Here is a 16,323-nt window from a genome sequence, read left to right as displayed (position 1 = left end):
CGAAATAGCTTTGCGCAAGTTTCGTGTAATCGGAATAAAGCATATCCACAGGAAAATTAGAGCCGGACATGCAACGATCCGCTCCTAATTGATTCAAGCAGATCTCGATGACGGGTCTGATCGCGTCCACACGCGATTCATGATCGAACATCCCAAGACTGGAGAGCTTGCAGGTTACATTTTCAAGCTCTGACAGATGTTTTAGAGCACGCGCATACGCGCGAAGCCCTGCGCGACTGCGATAATGCGGCGATCCTGCATGACAAAGAGCGATTTTCGTGTCGCTTGCTTGCGCTGCGATCTTTCCCATCTGCGGCATAATTTCGGGAATGATCTGTAAATCAAAGGATAAGCCACGCGCACCCGCAAGCTTTAAACCATTCAAAAACGCCTATGAGTGCAACAACTCGTTTGTTCCAGTTTGCGCGTCCTCGCCGGGGGCACGACCAACGATCTGACGCACGCAGCGCACAATAGACAGTGTTTGGAACTGATCCAATTGTGCGGCCAGAATAGGCGCTGTTAGATCGCAAAAAACCACCTGCACCATGGGCCACTGCGGGTCCACATCCGCCACGCTCTGCACCCATTGGGCTGCGTCCCACGCGTCGGCTGCACCAACTTGAATATGCACAGATTTACCAACCCCATGTGCCGCCGCAACCGTGCTGAATTCATCCAAAAGATAATTGCGATGGATCGGGGTTGGATTGCCAAAAAACCGCTCAACCCCTTGTGCGTTGAGCCATGGGTATTTAATCGCACTTAAGTCCCAAAGGTGATGGTGTGCATCAACGCGTATCATGTGCTTGTCCGTTTAAGGTTAGCGAGAATGTTGATGCCCAACTGATTAGAGATATGCAGCAGATCAATGAAAATCCAGTTCTCTTTCAACTTGTCCACTTTACGGCGATACATATCGATCACGCGAAATTCACATTTTGTATCGCTGGGGGGAGAGCCATGCAGCCTCCCGTCGGCTTGGCGGTGAAGTTCGGCCACCCAAAGAAACCACTGTAGTTACTTTCCGCGATGCGCGCGATGTGGCCTGTGCCGGATCGTTCACTAAACGCCGCGCGAAAGGGGATTGCGTGCTGTTTGGCATAACGCTCAATCGTGTAGGTGGCACCGATGCCAGCGGGTCCCCACCAGATCATATCGTCATGCCAAGTGCGCGCGAGCTCTTCTTCGATGGGCGAACCGCTTTGCCAAGTTCCAAGATCACCGATCATCGCATCCATTGTGCGTTGGCCTTCGCTCTGATCTGCATCTTGAATGAGCAATGCATCGTGTGGGGCAGGACCCGGTTGCACCATATGTGCCGCTGTTTGCGAACCGAACGGATCATAGCCCGCCTGGATCATCAGATGCGGGATATCATAATAAAATGCTGTGTCGCCGAGCTTGCCATCTTCTACTTTGTGAAACTCTGCATAGCGCAGCATCACCATTTTGTCCGTCGGTTGAATGCCCAACCATTCGATATCAAACAGACCCATTAGGTGGCCCATCGAACTAACCCAGACAAAATTGTCGCCATCCACATGATTGCTGCCCGCGATGAAAACATCCATGCGCCGTTGAAGGCTAGTCACGGATCGACGAAATGGTCGCCAGAACAGACGCGCGACTTCCGTTGCGTCAGTTTCCATGTGAAACGGATGAAACGCTCGCCAAGTGTAGCTTTCGGATGTGTAGCGTTAGAGCACGTTCGCAAGCTCTGCGCCGTCCGCTCGACCGAAGGCGTCGTAGTATTCAAGAACAAGGCGTTTCTCTGCTTAAAAATCGGTCACGGGCTATCTTTTGGACTGTCTCTTCCTTGATTTTCTGAAGTATCGCTTTGGCAATGTCCATCACTATTGCGTTCGTATGCAAGCGCGAAGAAACGACTTTTCAATTGCCAGCGTGGCTCGTTATGATCCGGCTCATAGATACGCGAAATAAACAGCAGACTGGACCCGACATGACACAGACCTCAGCGAAGCGTCGTGCAGCGGATCATCTTGTTGATCTATTGATAGCACAGGGCAGCACGCATGTGTTTGGTGTTCCCGGAGAAAGCTATTTGCCAGTTCTTGATGCGTTGCACGACCGCCTAGACGACATTGAATTTATCACTTGCCGTCAAGAGGGAGGCGCCGCGATGGCAGCGGATGCGCATGGTAAACTCACGGGACGTCCGGGCATTTGCATGGTGACACGCGGACCCGGTGCGACCAACGCTAGTGCTGGTTTGCATGTAGCGTTTCAGGACAGCACGCCGATGATCCTTTTCATCGGTCAAGTTGCGCGCGACATGACAGAGCGTGAAGCGTTTCAAGAGCTGGATTATCGGCGTATGTTTGGTCAGGTCGCAAAGTGGGTGGCAGAGATTGATGATCCGACGCGCATTCAGGAATTCGTCTCACGTGCGTATCGCACGGCGCTGTCGGGTCGCCCTGGACCAGTGGTTTTGACGCTGCCAGAAGACATGCTTTACGATGACGTTGTCGTGCCAAACCCGCCACGTCGTGTCACGACACCGCGCTTTCAACCCAGCCCTGATGCTATGGAAGACTTGCGCACACGTTTGGCCGCTGCGAAGAAACCGATGATTATGGCAGGTGGTGGCGGGTGGAGCGCGACGGGCATTGCTGCCCTTCAAACCTTCGCGGAGCGTCAGGATCTTCCTGTCACCGTTTCGCTGCGAGCACAAGATGTGATTGACAATGATCATCCCAATTACGTTGGGCATTTTAGTGTGGGCCCGACACCTTACTTGAAAGAGGCATTGGCCGAAACCGACCTGCTGTTAGCATTCGGTCCGCGCTTGGGGGAAATGACAACACAGGGCTATTCATGGTTGACCCCACCTGTTCCCGCGCAAGGTTTGATTCATGTTTTCCCGCAAGCTGAAGAGTTGGGCCGCGTGTATGAACCCACGCTTGCGCTGGTCTCTGATCTAGAGAGCTTTTGCTGCGCTGTCGCCAATTGGGAACCGATTGCGAATGATCGCTTTAGTACGCGAACGAAGACCTTACGCGCTGCATTTGAAAATTACATTTCTCCCGCTGCAATCCCTGATGATCCGCTTGCCCCTATGTTTGCGCATCTCGCAAATACGCTGCCAGCAGATGCGATTTTGTGTAACGGGGCGGGTAATTATGCGGCGTGGTTGCATCGTTTTTACAAATATCGCAGCGCAGGTTCGCAACTTGCACCAACCTCTGGCTCGATGGGTTATGGTCTGCCCGCAGCGGTCGCGGCGGCTGCCACTGAACCCGAGCGCGAAGTTTATGCCATCGCAGGGGATGGCTGTTTTATGATGTCCTGCCAAGAGCTCGCGACGGCGGCGCATCACAATCTGCGCCTGACGGTGATTGTCGTAAACAATGCGCGCTACGGCACAATTCGGGCGCATCAAGAACGCGAATTTCCGGGGCGTGTCTCTGGGACCGATATGATCAACCCGGATTTCTGCAACTTCGCGCGCTCTTTTGGGGCGCATGCAGAACGGGTCGAGACTTTGGAAGGATTCAAGGCGGCGTTGAGCGCCGCACGAGCGCGCGGTGGCATCAGCTTGATTGAAGTGACACAAGATCCGCTGCTTATCGCACCCGGTAAATGGCTAACCTAAGACGTTGAATATTGACTCGATCCGCGCGTCCTGCTCGGTGCTTAGGTGGTTCGGCTTTTGCCCTGCCAAGATCGCGCGGGCGCGGGTGTTTGCACGGCTCCAAGCATCTTCCGCACCGGCTTATTCCCATGTGCGAGCTTGGGGTAGTGATAATCGCGCTCCATCGCGGCATGTGTCTGGCCTGAACCTAGAAAATACCCGCCCCCAAAGATCGCGTTGCAAATAGTATCATAGCCGAGGTTCTCTTCGCTCACCTCAATGCCACGCAGCGCGCGATAGGTCATCGCGTGCATGTCATCGCCCAAAATGAAGGCTTCAAAACTCGCACCCAAAAGGGCAGCTGTCATTCCGGAGCTTTCATAGATTAAATTGCCCCCTGCAAGCGCCGCCGCGAGTGAGTTCATACCCTTTTCGACCCCATATTGGGCGTCAATCGCTTTGGTGTCAGTCGTTGAGGCCGCGATACCTGAGGGCAGGCCAAGCCAATTGGACAATTGCGCTGATGCCGCTTTCAAAAGCGTCGTTTGACCACCACCTACCGCAAATGCGCCACTGCGTAGATCGATCACTAAGGGCCAATTGGAAAAAATCATCGGATAGCCTGGAGAAATAATGTTGACCATCACCAAGCTCGCCAATGTTTCGGCTAGTGATTGCGCCAAAAAACCCGCCAATGTGGCCGGGGCCGTCGCGCCCACCTGTGCGGCCGTGATGCATGAGATTGGGATATTATGTTCGATGCATTTATACACAACACTGACTGCGCCTTCGCCAAAGCGCTTTGGTGAAATCACGAGGTTGATGTGGGTCTTCACAAAAGGCCGTTTGGAAAATTGACCGACGCCCCCAGCCGCGATATCGAACATTTGTACAATAGGGTCGACGTTTTCCGCCAATGTGAAGGCTGTTGCCACAGTCTTCGTAGTGTTCTTCAGCAAGGCATAGGCGGTCGCCACATCTAGATTGAAAGGGTCGGGGACATCCGTGGTGATGCAACAGCGCGTAAACCACGCGACATTATCAAGCGTATCTTGCAAGCATGTGAAATCATGCAGATCAACCAAGGTGGAGGAGCGATACAGCCCGCTCCCCAGATCAAGCGTGTTAACCGTTGCCCCGCCTGTTTCGAAGTAGACCTTGTCACCACCGACCTCGATTGAGCGGTTGGGATCACGCCCATGCAATGTGAAGCGCTTCTTGGCTTTCGCAATCGTGTCTTCAACCAGTGCATTCGGAAGGCTACTACGGTCGTTGCCGAGATCATGCGCACCCGCCGCGATCAGATCGTGCCAAAGCCGCTTGGGCACTTCGCCCATGCCCAGATCGCTGAGCAAGCGCAGGGCAGTATGTTAGATGTTGTTGAGATCAGCCTCGTTTAAAGGGCGATACAGCCTGCCACTTGGACCTGGCGGTGCAGGGTTCAAACAGGGCGGCGCGCCGCGCTGAACATGGCGCACTTTGCTACCGGATCGGCGAGGAGCGGCAGACGTGTATTACTTTCGCTAAGGACTTAGTCGAAGGGGACAACACACCGCGCGCTAAGGCAACTTTTTTCGATTAGGCTAGCTCATGTTTCCATGGCGGGTTCGCACCTTTGCGCGACACTGTGATGCTGGCGGTTTTCATGCCATAAGCAACTGCGCTTTCTGCGTCTTGCTGGCTAAGATCTGCGATTGACGATTTACTGAGCAAACTTGCGTCATGTAGCGACGCCAAAACGCCTGCGTTAAACGTATCGCCTGCACCGATTGTGTCCGAATTGCTAAGGTCCACCGGAACCGTTGGCACATTCACTTGATAGTCTTTGTGAAAGGCTGTGGCACCTTGGCTGCCTTGGGTGATCAAGATAAGCTTTGGGCCTTTCGACAGTAACTCATTTGCCAGATCCGCGATCTCGCCTGTGCCTTCTAGCCATTCAAGATCTTCATCGCTGAGCTTCAAAATGTCAGTTGCTGCAATCATCCGCTGCAGGCGCGCGCGAAAAGCAGCTTCGTCGCGGATGAAGCTGGGGCGAATGTTAGGGTCCATCATCGTGACATGATTGGCTGCCCCAGCGATGAGCATCGTTTCATAGGTGTCTGCGCATGCGCCATAGGCCAAGGAAATGCCACCAAAGAACATCGCGTCAATGGCGTCCGGCAGGGCGGGAATTTCGCTGGGTTGCAGGTTGCGAAGGGCGGTATTTTCGTCAAAGAACGCGTATTTGGCCTGGCCATTTTCCAGCTGCACAAAGGCAATCGTGGTTGGCGCATCACTGATTGGGCACAGATCATAGGACACATGGCTCGCGCTTAGATGTGCTTTGAGTTGCGCGGCAAACAGATCGTTCGACAGACCCGCAAAGAACCCCGATGGCACGCCTAGTCGACCAAGTGCGATTGCAGTGTTCATCACCGCGCCGCCTGAATGAGGCACGAAGGCCATTTGTCCATCATTGGTTGCGCCCGCAACCATGTCGATTAGCGCTTCGCCGCAATTCAAGATCATAGGGTTTCCTTCGTTTTAAGACGTATTGTTAGCGCTCACATAGCTGCTGTGGCAGCGGATAGCATTCCGCATCCAGCATTTCTATTATTTTTTGCGAGCGCGGCCCAACCTACCGACGAAGCCGCATTTTAGAGGCCGTCAGCCCGTATTCTTTTTTGATCGCCTCGTTCATCGAACTGCTTGATCCAAAGCCCGTGGCGAGGGCGATTTCCATCATCGGCATTTGTGTGTCTTCCACCAAAGCGCGCGCGCGTTTGGTGCGTAGCTGTTTGTAGAAACGGGCTGGGGTCTGGTTGAAGACCTCTTTAAACATGCGCTCAAGATGGCGGGTAGAGACGCCAATGGTTTTGGCCAGTTCATAAATATTCAAAGGTAATTCGAGCGAGTCTTCCATCGCTTTCACCGCAGATTTGACACGAGCGTCCGATAGCGCAGGAAGTGCTGTAATATCGCGCGGTTGATCTGCATGCGGGGTGCGCACCAATGGCAAGAGCAAGCGATTACTCAGTTCAGCAAGATCAGCGATTCTGAATTGCGATCCGATCAGTGACAGGATCAGTTCTTCAGTCGCACCAGTGCCTGCGGCGGTGATCACGCCGCCAGATTTTTCCGACAGATTGGTGGTAAGGTTAGGATGATCGCCCGCTTCCATCAAGGACAGCACATCGCGCCAGTGGGTCGTGACCTTGCCTATTGGGGACTTCGTGCGTTTGATATATGTGGTCGCTGCATCTGAGAGCAAAACGCAGGTGTGCGCGACGCGGGTCATTTGGCGCAAGCGGGGCAACCAGTCTGCGTCTACACCACTACGACCGCCGACGACGATCAGCGCATCCGCCATTTCGTGGTCCTTTACCACAGGTTCGGCGCGAATAATCATGCCACATAGTCCTGTCAAAAGGCCGGGGGTCTCGGACACATAACGCCAATGAAAAACCGGACCGCCCAGCACTTCGTTGCCCATTCTAAGAGTGTTTACAATCGCGGCGGCTTCGTATTCGGCAAACCCACGTCCAACGTATATTTCAAAAGTGAAAAGCGCGCCTCTGACGGGGTCGCTGTGAGGTGTGTCACGGGCGTGTTTGGATTTCATTTCAATACGCGACACGATGGTTCCACCCAGGCCTCTGGAAGCTTAACTTTCATGGAGCTAAATCGCGAAAGCGTCAAGAGAGCGTGTGCTACATCTGTGAGGGCAAATCAAGAACCAAAGCAGGAAAGGCCAAAAGTAGGATGAGCCGGAGAATATCCATCATCCAGAACGGCGTGACCCCTTTGAAGATCGTAGCTGTTGACACATCGCCCACGACGCCCTTGAGTACGAAGAAGGTCAACCCGACAGGGGGCGTGATCAGACTGATTTCAATGACAACAACGACAACGATACTGAACCAGACGGTATCAAATCCGATGCTTGTTACCAAGGGAAAGAAAATTGGCACGGTGAGCAAAAGTATCGACCTGCTTTCGAAGATGCATCTTGTAACGCTTTGGGTTTGCGAAACCTGTGTGGTGGTGATGACGAACTGATTGCGCTAAACCATCCCAAGTCCCCGACTCGCCTATTGAGGTACTCCCATGACCGTGGAAACAGATTTTGACCTGCTCATTATTGGTGGTGGTATCAATGGTTGTGGTATTGCGCGTGATGCGGCGGGTCGGGGATTGCGTGTCGGATTGGCGGAAATGAATGATCTTGCGTCTGCCACTTCCAGTGCGTCGACCAAGCTCTTTCATGGTGGTTTGCGCTATTTGGAGTATTTCGAGATCCGTTTGGTGCGGGAAGCCTTGATCGAGCGCGAAACACTCTTGCGCGCGATGCCGCATATTTCTTGGCCCATGCGATTTGTACTGCCTTGTTACAAAGACATGCGTTTTGAGAGTGCGACGCCAACCTCCAAACTTCTCAGTTTTTTTATGCCTTGGATGAAAGGACGCCGCCCTGCATGGCTGATCCGCTTTGGCCTGTTCCTTTATGACACGTTGGGTGGGCGAAAGATCCTGCCTGCGACCTCGACCGTTGATTTGCGCACCGGTGTCGAAGGCGCACCGCTTCAGGATCGCTTTGCGAAAGCCTATGAATATTCGGATTGCTGGGTTGAGGATTCCCGCCTTGTGGTTTTGAACGCCCGCGATGCAGAGGTGCGCGGCGCTAAGATAATGGTGCGCACGAAAGTGATCGACACGGTGCGCAGGGATGACCATTGGACGGTAACGCTAGAAGACAACGACGGCCTGCGCGATGTGAGCGCGAAGATGATCGTGAACGCCGCTGGGCCTTGGGTTGGCGATGTATTGAACGGCACTCTTGGCTCGAACAGCCGCGAAGGTGTGCGGTTGGTGCGAGGTTCGCACATCGTGGTGCCCAAGCTCTATGATCATGACAAGTGCTACCTTTTCCAAGGCGAGGATGGTCGCATTATTTTCGCGATTCCTTACGAGGGTGATTTTACCCTGATTGGCACAACAGACGCGGATCATAACGACCTATCAGAGGTGCCGACCTGCACCCCTGAAGAGCAGGATTACCTGTGCGCGTTTGTATCGAAATACTTTGAAACGCCTGTGACGCGCGATCAAATCGTGTGGACTTACTCTGGGGTGCGTCCGCTTTATGATGATGGTGCTGAAAACGCTTCTGCTTTGACACGTGATTATACGTTGAAACTTGATACCAATGCGGCCCCTTTACTCAATATTTTTGGTGGTAAAATTACGACATATCGCCGTTTGGCAGAAAGTGCCTTGGCGAAGATAGGCACGCAGTTTGAAGGGCTGAGTGTTGATTGGACTGCAGGTGTTGCGATGCCTGGCGGTGACTTTCAGGTGGATGACGTCGCGCCGCTGATTGCAAATTTACAACGTGAATATACGTTTCTTACCGCGCGCTGGGCGCAGCGTTTGGTGCGGGCTTACGGCACCGACGCGCAGATCATTCTGGGCGAGGCAAAGGCTGCTAGCGATCTGGGCGAAGACTTTGGTGCGACACTGACCGCTGCGGAACTCACATGGCTAAAAACCCATGAATTTGCACGCAGCGCAGAGGATGTGATCTGGCGTCGCAGCAAGCTCGGCCTGCGTTTGTGTGACGATCAAATAGCGAAGATCGATAGCTTTATGCGCAGCTAACGGCGCATGTTGGTTGGGCGCGTGATGCGTTTGGCCAGCATACGTTCGCGCAAAAATACGAACAGGCCTGCGCCCATGATCAACACAATTCCAAGGGTGACAGCCAAATCTGGCAATTCGCTGAAGATGGCAAAACCCCAAAGCACTGCAAGGGGAAGGCCGATGTATTCAAAAGGCGCAACCGTCGCCGCGCTACTGACGCGATAAGCTTGACCCAAGCAGTAACCAACGATAGCCGACAGAAAACCAAGGCCCAGCATGTAGGGCCAATCCCCCGGCAGAGGCCATTGCCAGGCGCGCAACAAAAAAACCACTGCGCCATTTTCTGCATCCACTGCATATCGTCCGTCACCGGCGACCATATAAAACCCGAGGGACACGAAGATGAACGTCACTTGGATGTAAATCGCAAGAGCGGACGCTTTACTGCTGACCCCCAACTTACGCGTCATGACTTGGTTGATTGCGTAGGTCAGCGCGGCAACGATCGGCAATAACAGAACGATACGGTTTACATCCGTATCTGCCACGCTTTGCCACGGTCTTTGCATGATTAAAACTCCGATAAAGCCGACTAAGACGGCTGACAATCGCATGGGGCCAACTTTTTCGCCCAAGATCGGGATGGACAAGAGCGTTATCATTAAGGGGGCTGCGAAGAAGAGTGCGGTGGTTTCAGCTAAAGGCAGCACCGCAATCGCAGCGAAAAACGACATGTTCGATATCACGACCATAAGTGCGCGCAACAGATGCAATCCCGGTGACGAGGTTTTCAAAAGTCCCCAGCCGCCTTCCAGTTGCAGCAAGAAGATCGAGAATATCAAACCGATGGAGGAACGCGTAAACACCAGTTGATGCAATGGATATCCGCCTGATAGCTGCTTGATCAGCACATCATTGATGGAGATTGCGCCCATCCCAATCAGAATGAAAAGGATGCCGAGTGTAGAGGTGTCGCGTGTTTCCATCCTTGAGCGGTATAGGCATCGCGGCACCAATGCCAGCCTGTTTGCGACTGCTGCACGAAGCATATAGGCAGTGCTTAATGAAGAGGACGGCAATGGCAGCAATTTTAAGTGTGCGCGATTTGGTCAAACGATACGACGGCGGTTTTGAAGCCCTTAGTGGTGTGACCTTGGACATTGAAAAAGGTGAAATCCTAGCGTTGCTTGGCCCCAATGGTGCAGGTAAAACCACCCTGATCTCAACGATTTGTGGCATCACCGAAGGCACCAGCGGGTCCGTTACGGTCGGCGGCCATGACATCGTGAATGGCTATCGTGATGCGCGCCGTATGATCGGTTTGGTGCCACAAGAAATCAATCTTGAGCCCTTTGAGCGTGTGATTAACACAGTTCGTTTCTCACGCGGGCTGTTTGGAAAGCCAAAAAACGAGGCGTATCTGGAAAAAGTTCTGCGTGAACTCTCCTTGTGGGACAAAAAAGACAGCCGCATCATGGAATTGTCAGGTGGTATGAAACGCCGTGTGTTGATTGCAAAAGCGCTGAGTCACGAGCCGGAGGTGCTCTTTTTGGACGAACCGACCGCTGGCGTGGACGTTGAATTGCGCAAGGATATGTGGAAGATTGTGGCGGGTCTAAAGGCGAGCGGCACAACGATTATTCTGACCACCCACTACATTGAGGAAGCCGAAGCCATCGCGGATCGCATAGGTGTGATTGCCAAGGGCAAGCTGCTGTTAGTTGAAGAAAAACAGGCCTTGCTGACACGGATGGGGCAAAAGCAATTGCAGATTGATTTGACGACAGCGATTGAAACAGTTCCCGACGCACTGGCCGTTTATAATCTGGAGCTGGTGGATGCAGGACGAGCGCTTTTGTATTCTTATGACAGGCGAGGTGAACGTACCGGCATCACAAGCCTTCTGGCCGATCTTGCAAGTGCTGGCCTCACCATGCGTGATTTGCAAACCAAACAATCCAGCCTCGAAGATATTTTTGTCGGACTGGTTGCGGAAGATGCAGCATGAATTGGCAAGCTGTTCGATCCATTTATGTCTCTGAAATGGCGCGTTTCTTTCGCACTTTGATGCAAAGCTTCATTTCGCCGGTGATCTCCACTTCGCTCTACTTTGTGGTCTTTGGTGCTGCGATTGGCAGTCGCATCGATCAAGTCGACGGCGTCAGCTATGGCGCGTTCATCGTGCCGGGACTCATCATGTTAAGCGTGATGACCCAAGCGATTTCCAACGCCTCTTTTGGTATCTATTTTCCGAAATTCATCGGCGCGATCTACGAATTACTGTCCGCCCCTGTGAATTTTTTGGAGATTGTGATTGGCTATGTAGGTGCGGCAGCAACGAAAGCGCTGTTCATTGGGGTGGTGATTCTTGCAACCTCCGCCCTGTTCGTGGATCTGCAAATCCAGCACCCGTTCGCGATGATTGCCTTCATGTTGCTGACCTGTGTGAGTTTTGCGCTGTTCGGCTTTATCATCGGCATTTGGGCGCAGAATTTTGAGCAATTACAGCTTATTCCATTGCTGATTGTCACGCCTTTGGTCTTCCTTGGCGGATCATTTTACTCGATTTCCATGTTGCCGCCCATCTGGCAAACGATCACTTTGTTCAATCCTGTCGTCTATTTGATCTCGGGTTTCCGCTGGGCGTTTTTCGGCATGACGGATGTGCCAATCGGCCTAAGTTTGCTGGCAATCGCGAGCTTTACGGCGCTCTGCCTGATCGTGGTTTGGTGGATATTCAAGACTGGTTGGCGGATCCGTAAGTGAGACAGTTCACAATATATCGAATGCGCGTCTTGTTTCGCGCCAATGGGCAATCTACATCGGACGGATGAAACGTTTTGTTCCCTTCATAAAGTCCGAGCCTGTGGTCGCCGTTGTGCGCCTGTCTGGCGCCATCGGTATGAGCGGGCGCGGCGCGCTCAATGATCAATCTCTCGCGCCCGTGCTCGAGAAAGCGTTCACGCGCGGCAAACCCGATGCGGTTGCTTTACAGATCAACTCACCCGGTGGCAGTCCTGTTCAAAGTTCGCTGATTGGGGCGAGGATCCGACGTTTAGCGGATGAAAACGAAATTCCCGTTATCGCCTTTGTCGAGGACGTTGCGGCCTCCGGTGGTTATTGGCTTGCGGCGGCGGCGGACGAAATTTATGCGGACGAAAGTTCGGTTCTGGGATCCATTGGCGTGATCTCTGCAGGTTTTGGCGCGCATGTCTTTCTGGCCAAACAGGGCATCGAGCGACGGGTTCACACCGCGGGCAAATCCAAATCTATGATGGACCCGTTCAAGCCTGAAACAGAAGAAGATGTGGCGCGTCTTAAAGGAATGCTCGAGCAAATTCACACCAATTTCATTCGATACGTGCAAAAGCGTCGTGGAGGAAAGCTCGACAAGGGCAGTGAATTGTTCACCGGCGATATCTGGATTGGCGAGGTGGCGAAAGATGTGGGCCTGATAGATGGGATCGCTCATTTGGTGCCTGTGATGAAGGCGCGTTTTGGTGATAAAGTGCGCTTCAAGCGCTACGGGCTGAAACGCGGGTTTATGAGCCGGATAGGCGCGCAAATCGCCACCGATGCTTTGGGTGGTATCGAAGAGCGCGCCGAATTTGCGCGGTTTGGTCTTTGACGTGATATTCAAGATTGTCACACTTTTTCTCGTGGGCATGGGCGTGTTGGCCATGTTCGGGAAGTTTACCTTCCCTGGGCAAAAACAGTGGCAGAATGCCAAGTGCAGAAAGTGTGGTCGTTTCAAAATCGGCCGTGGACCTTGTGCGTGTGGCAAGGGTAGGGGCTAACACATGGTAACATGGCTTTTGTGCTCATTGGCTTTGGTGATCTTGCTAATGGCAGGTGACGCCTTGGTGAACGGTGCGGTCAACCTGAGTTTGCGCGTTGGCATTCCCGCCTTGATTGTGAGCCTTACGATAGTAGCGTTTGGAACCTCTGCGCCAGAGTTGTTGATCGCAATCAATTCGGTTCTTGAAAACAAGCCGGACATCGCGATGGGCAATGTTGTTGGCTCAAATACCGCAAATATCTTACTGGTTCTCGGCTTTCCCGCAATTTTGGCGACCTTACACACGTCCGAATACAATACCCGCAAGACCTATGTGTTCATGATGCTTGCGACAGTCCTGTTCATTGCGCTCGCCTTCACAGGCAGATTCGGGACCTGGCAGGCTTTGGTGCTTTTGGCCGCTCTGAGTTATGTTTTGTTCGATGCCTTCCGCGATGCGCATAAGTACAGAAAAGGTGCGGCGTTGGCGGTGAACGAGGGCGAGGAGGAAATTGAGGGCGCAGATCCGAATATGCCGTGGTGGCAGATCATCGCTTTTCTCTTGCTGGGCCTAATTGGTTTGCCACTGGGTGCGGATTTGCTGGTTGATAATGCATCGCTGATAGCGCGCGAATATGGCGTTAGTGAAACTGTCATTGGGCTCACGCTTGTTGCGCTGGGCACGTCTTTACCTGAACTTGCAACAACTACGATGGCGGCGTTGCGGCGCCAGGCAGATGTGGCGCTGGGCAATGTCATCGGATCCAACATGTTTAACCTTCTAGCTATCATTGGCGTTGCCGCCTTGATAGGTCCGATCCCCGTCGCGCCAGAGTTTTTACGTTTCGATTTATGGGTGATGCTGGGCGCATCAGTCTTGCTTATGCCCTTCGTCTTTTGGCGATGGAATATCACGCGCGCTTGGGGCATCGGCCTGTTCGTTGCCTATGCCGCCTACGTTGGAATTGTGATTTTCTAGACCCTGAACGTGTTGAATTACACAAGCGAATGAGTTGCTTTAAGGTCAACTTGCTGAAAGTTTTGCAGGATAGCCCGGCAAGTTAACACTTTCATATTATTAACTGAGTGTTTTCAACAATTTAACCGAAGTTAATATTTTTATGCAATGTTATCAGCGCCTTGCGTAAACGCCTGATTTTTAGGCAAATAGTAGAAGCGGCCGAAAAACAAAGGAAATTTTCGTGTCAGGCCAAACTATCCGCAGACTTATCCACAGGAATCGTGGATGTCTTTTCTCTTGCTCTGACGCGAGTATCATTGCAGCTAACTATGAAGAATCATATTCTTGACCCATGAGTGAAACTCCTAATCCCCAAAGTGATCAGGCACCCCGCGGTGCCGAGGTTATACAAGCCTATTTGAAGACGCTTGATAGTTCTCCCGGCGTGTATCGAATGCTGGATGAGCAGAGTCGTGTTCTTTACGTGGGCAAGGCGCGCAACTTGCGCGCGCGCGTCTCAAATTATGCGCGTCGAACTGGGCATTCGGGCCGTATTGCGACGATGATTGCGCAAACTACAACCATGATGTTTCTGACGACAAAGACTGAAACAGAAGCGCTTTTGCTTGAGCAAAACCTGATCAAACAGCTTAAGCCCAAGTACAATGTCTTGTTGCGCGACGATAAGAGTTTCCCGAACATTCTGGTCAGTAAAGATCACGCGTATCCAATGATTTCCAAACACCGTGGCGCGAAGAAGGCGAAGGGGGCATACTACGGGCCTTTCGCTTCTGCTGGCGCAGTGAACAGGACGTTGAACCAGTTGCAGCGCGCGTTTCAGTTGCGTGATTGTAGTGATTCCAGCTTTGATGTGCGCACGCGGCCCTGCTTGCAGCATCAGATCAAACGCTGTTCTGCACCCTGTGTGGGGAAAATATCGGAGGCGGATTACGCAGAAACCGTGCGCGATGCGGAACGGTTTTTGGCGGGTAAATCAACGGAGCTACAAGATAAGCTAGCGGGCCAAATGGCGCAGGCATCGGAAGAGATGGAATTTGAGCGCGCAGCTGCGTTGCGTGATCGCATCAAAGCGCTGACACAGGTGCAAACTGCGCAAGGGATCAATCCACGTGGGGTGTCCGAGGCGGATGTGATCGGGCTGCACATGGAGGGGGGGCAGGCCTGTGTGCAAGTTTTCTTCATTCGCGCCAATCAGAATTGGGGCAACAAGGATTATTATCCGCGTTTGGCGGCTGATGTCGACGAGCACGAAGTCTTGGAAGCGTTCATGGGTCAGTTCTACGACACCAAAGATCCGCCACGTCAAATCTTGCTCAGTCATGGTCTTTTGAATGAGGACTTGATGGCGGACGCTTTGGCGCAAAAGCTTGGCAGAAAAGTTGAGCTGATTGTGCCGCAACGGGGTGAGAAGGCTGAGATCATGGACGGTGCAGTGCGCAACGCACGCGAAAGCCTCGCACGGAAAATGGCGGAGACGCAGGCGCAAAGTAAGCTTTTGAAGGGCTTGGCAGAGGCATTTAGCCTTGAGAAAGTGCCGCAGCGGATCGAGGTGTATGATAACTCCCACATCCAAGGTGCGCACGCGGTTGGGGGTATGATTGTTGCGGGTCCAGAAGGGTTCATCAAGAATGCCTATCGTAAATTTAACATCAAAGGCGATGATCTGACACCCGGCGATGATTTTGGCATGATGAAGGAAGTCATGACACGGCGCTTTAAGCGGTTGATTAAAGAAGACCCCGATCGTGAAAAAGGTGATTGGCCAGACTTGCTTTTAATCGATGGCGGAGCGGGACAAGTGAGCGCTGTGCGTGAGATTATGGAAATCTATGATGTTGGCGACATCCCGATGGTTGGGGTTGCCAAGGGTGTGGATCGCGATGCGGGGAAGGAAGAATTCTACCGTACGTGTCAACGCCCATTTGCGCTGCGCCACAATGATCCTGTACTCTATTTCATTCAACGCATGCGCGATGAGGTCCACCGATTTGCAATAGGCGCGCATCGCGCGAAACGCTCCAAAGCGATTGGTGCAACGCCCCTTGATGATGTGCCAGGTGTCGGGGCAGGGCGAAAGCGGGCGCTACTGGCGCACTTCGGATCTGCAAAAGCTGTAGGTCGAGCCAATTTGGTCGATTTGAAAGCGGTGGATGGGATCTCGGCGGCTCTGGCGCAGGTGATCTATGATTATTTCCATGAGCGTGGGTGATCTAATCGAATGCGCGGGAGCGCATGCTTGATGAGCCGCTAAAACGGCGGAATAGGGCTGTGTCCCAAACCCCAAAGTTTATCTGGAAAGATGAAGTTGCTGCGATGCGGCATTTTGTTTGGGGGGGTATACTTATTGTC

Annotated in this window: 15 protein-coding genes and 1 pseudogene; 7 read left to right on the top strand and 9 right to left on the bottom strand. The window is 52.8% G+C overall.

Features of this window, described 5'->3' with window-relative positions:
- The 4 genes from QZ280_RS02320 to QZ280_RS02310 all read right to left on the bottom strand — a co-directional run.
- On the bottom strand, window positions 1-385 hold a 385-nt coding region (locus tag QZ280_RS02320), incomplete at its 3' end, for an amidohydrolase family protein (protein WP_293440702.1).
- A gap of 6 nt (window positions 386-391) precedes the next feature.
- Window positions 392-805, bottom strand: coding sequence for a hypothetical protein (locus QZ280_RS02315; RefSeq protein ID WP_293440700.1), 414 nt, complete (start codon window positions 803-805; stop codon window positions 392-394).
- On the bottom strand, window positions 802-918 hold the full coding sequence (locus QZ280_RS16180; RefSeq protein WP_365734082.1) for a hypothetical protein: 117 nt from the start codon (window positions 916-918) through the stop codon (window positions 802-804). The genes QZ280_RS02315 and QZ280_RS16180 overlap by 4 nt, the downstream gene beginning before the upstream one ends.
- 5 nt (window positions 919-923) lie before the next feature.
- Window positions 924-1,652 carry a nuclear transport factor 2 family protein gene (locus tag QZ280_RS02310; protein WP_365734078.1) on the bottom strand — a complete coding sequence of 243 codons (729 nt, stop codon included), beginning with the start codon at window positions 1,650-1,652 and terminating at the stop codon, window positions 924-926.
- 311 nt (window positions 1,653-1,963) lie between these two features.
- Between QZ280_RS02310 and QZ280_RS02305 the strand changes: the two genes are divergently transcribed.
- Entirely contained in the window at window positions 1,964-3,616 is a 1,653-nt protein-coding gene (locus QZ280_RS02305; protein ID WP_293440698.1) for a thiamine pyrophosphate-binding protein, read from the top strand.
- Between the two features lie 41 nt (window positions 3,617-3,657).
- Here QZ280_RS02305 and QZ280_RS02300 read toward each other — a convergent pair whose 3' ends face one another.
- The 4 genes and pseudogenes from QZ280_RS02300 to QZ280_RS02285 form a co-directional block, all read right to left on the bottom strand.
- Complete coding sequence (locus tag QZ280_RS02300) at window positions 3,658-4,950, bottom strand: trimethylamine methyltransferase family protein (protein WP_365734076.1); 1,293 nt, start codon at window positions 4,948-4,950, stop codon at window positions 3,658-3,660.
- Between the two features lie 223 nt (window positions 4,951-5,173).
- Complete coding sequence (locus QZ280_RS02295; protein WP_293440696.1) at window positions 5,174-6,103, bottom strand: carbohydrate kinase; 930 nt, start codon at window positions 6,101-6,103, stop codon at window positions 5,174-5,176.
- 109 nt (window positions 6,104-6,212) lie between these two features.
- The gene (locus QZ280_RS02290) at window positions 6,213-7,211 is read right to left on the bottom strand and encodes a helix-turn-helix domain-containing protein (RefSeq protein ID WP_293440694.1); all 999 of its coding nucleotides are present in this window, start codon (window positions 7,209-7,211) and stop codon (window positions 6,213-6,215) included.
- Window positions 7,212-7,284: 73 nt separating this feature from the next.
- A pseudogene (locus tag QZ280_RS02285) lies at window positions 7,285-7,581 on the bottom strand (TRAP transporter large permease subunit); the annotation flags it as partial.
- Between the two features lie 100 nt (window positions 7,582-7,681).
- Between QZ280_RS02285 and glpD the strand changes: the two are divergent.
- Window positions 7,682-9,232, top strand: a complete 1,551-nt coding sequence (gene glpD, locus QZ280_RS02280; RefSeq protein ID WP_293440692.1) for a glycerol-3-phosphate dehydrogenase — start codon at window positions 7,682-7,684, stop codon at window positions 9,230-9,232.
- Here the strand turns inward: glpD and QZ280_RS02275 are convergent.
- Window positions 9,229-10,200, bottom strand: a complete 972-nt coding sequence (locus QZ280_RS02275; protein ID WP_293440690.1) for a DMT family transporter — start codon at window positions 10,198-10,200, stop codon at window positions 9,229-9,231. The genes glpD and QZ280_RS02275 overlap by 4 nt on opposite strands.
- A gap of 92 nt (window positions 10,201-10,292) precedes the next feature.
- On the opposite strand from QZ280_RS02275, the gene QZ280_RS02270 reads away from it, so the two are divergent.
- The 5 genes from QZ280_RS02270 (at window position 10,293) to uvrC (ending at window position 16,183) form a co-directional block, all read left to right on the top strand.
- On the top strand, window positions 10,293-11,222 hold the full coding sequence (locus QZ280_RS02270; protein WP_293440689.1) for an ABC transporter ATP-binding protein: 930 nt from the start codon (window positions 10,293-10,295) through the stop codon (window positions 11,220-11,222).
- Window positions 11,219-11,980, top strand: a complete 762-nt coding sequence (locus QZ280_RS02265) for an ABC transporter permease (RefSeq protein ID WP_293440687.1) — start codon at window positions 11,219-11,221, stop codon at window positions 11,978-11,980. Before QZ280_RS02270 ends, QZ280_RS02265 begins: the two co-directional genes overlap by 4 nt.
- Window positions 11,981-12,044: 64 nt before the next feature.
- Entirely contained in the window at window positions 12,045-12,842 is a 798-nt protein-coding gene (locus QZ280_RS02260; protein WP_293440686.1) for a S49 family peptidase, read from the top strand.
- A gap of 172 nt (window positions 12,843-13,014) precedes the next feature.
- Window positions 13,015-13,971, top strand: coding sequence for a calcium/sodium antiporter (locus tag QZ280_RS02255; protein WP_293440684.1), 957 nt, complete (start codon window positions 13,015-13,017; stop codon window positions 13,969-13,971).
- Between the two features lie 334 nt (window positions 13,972-14,305).
- On the top strand, window positions 14,306-16,183 hold the full coding sequence (gene uvrC / locus QZ280_RS02250) for an excinuclease ABC subunit UvrC (RefSeq protein WP_293440682.1): 1,878 nt from the start codon (window positions 14,306-14,308) through the stop codon (window positions 16,181-16,183).
- Window positions 16,184-16,323: the final 140 nt, after the last annotated feature.

The sequence above is a fragment of the Planktotalea sp. genome (assembly GCF_018607995.1).
Classification (GTDB): domain Bacteria; phylum Pseudomonadota; class Alphaproteobacteria; order Rhodobacterales; family Rhodobacteraceae; genus Planktotalea.
This window is presented reverse-complemented; position numbering and strand designations above follow the sequence as displayed.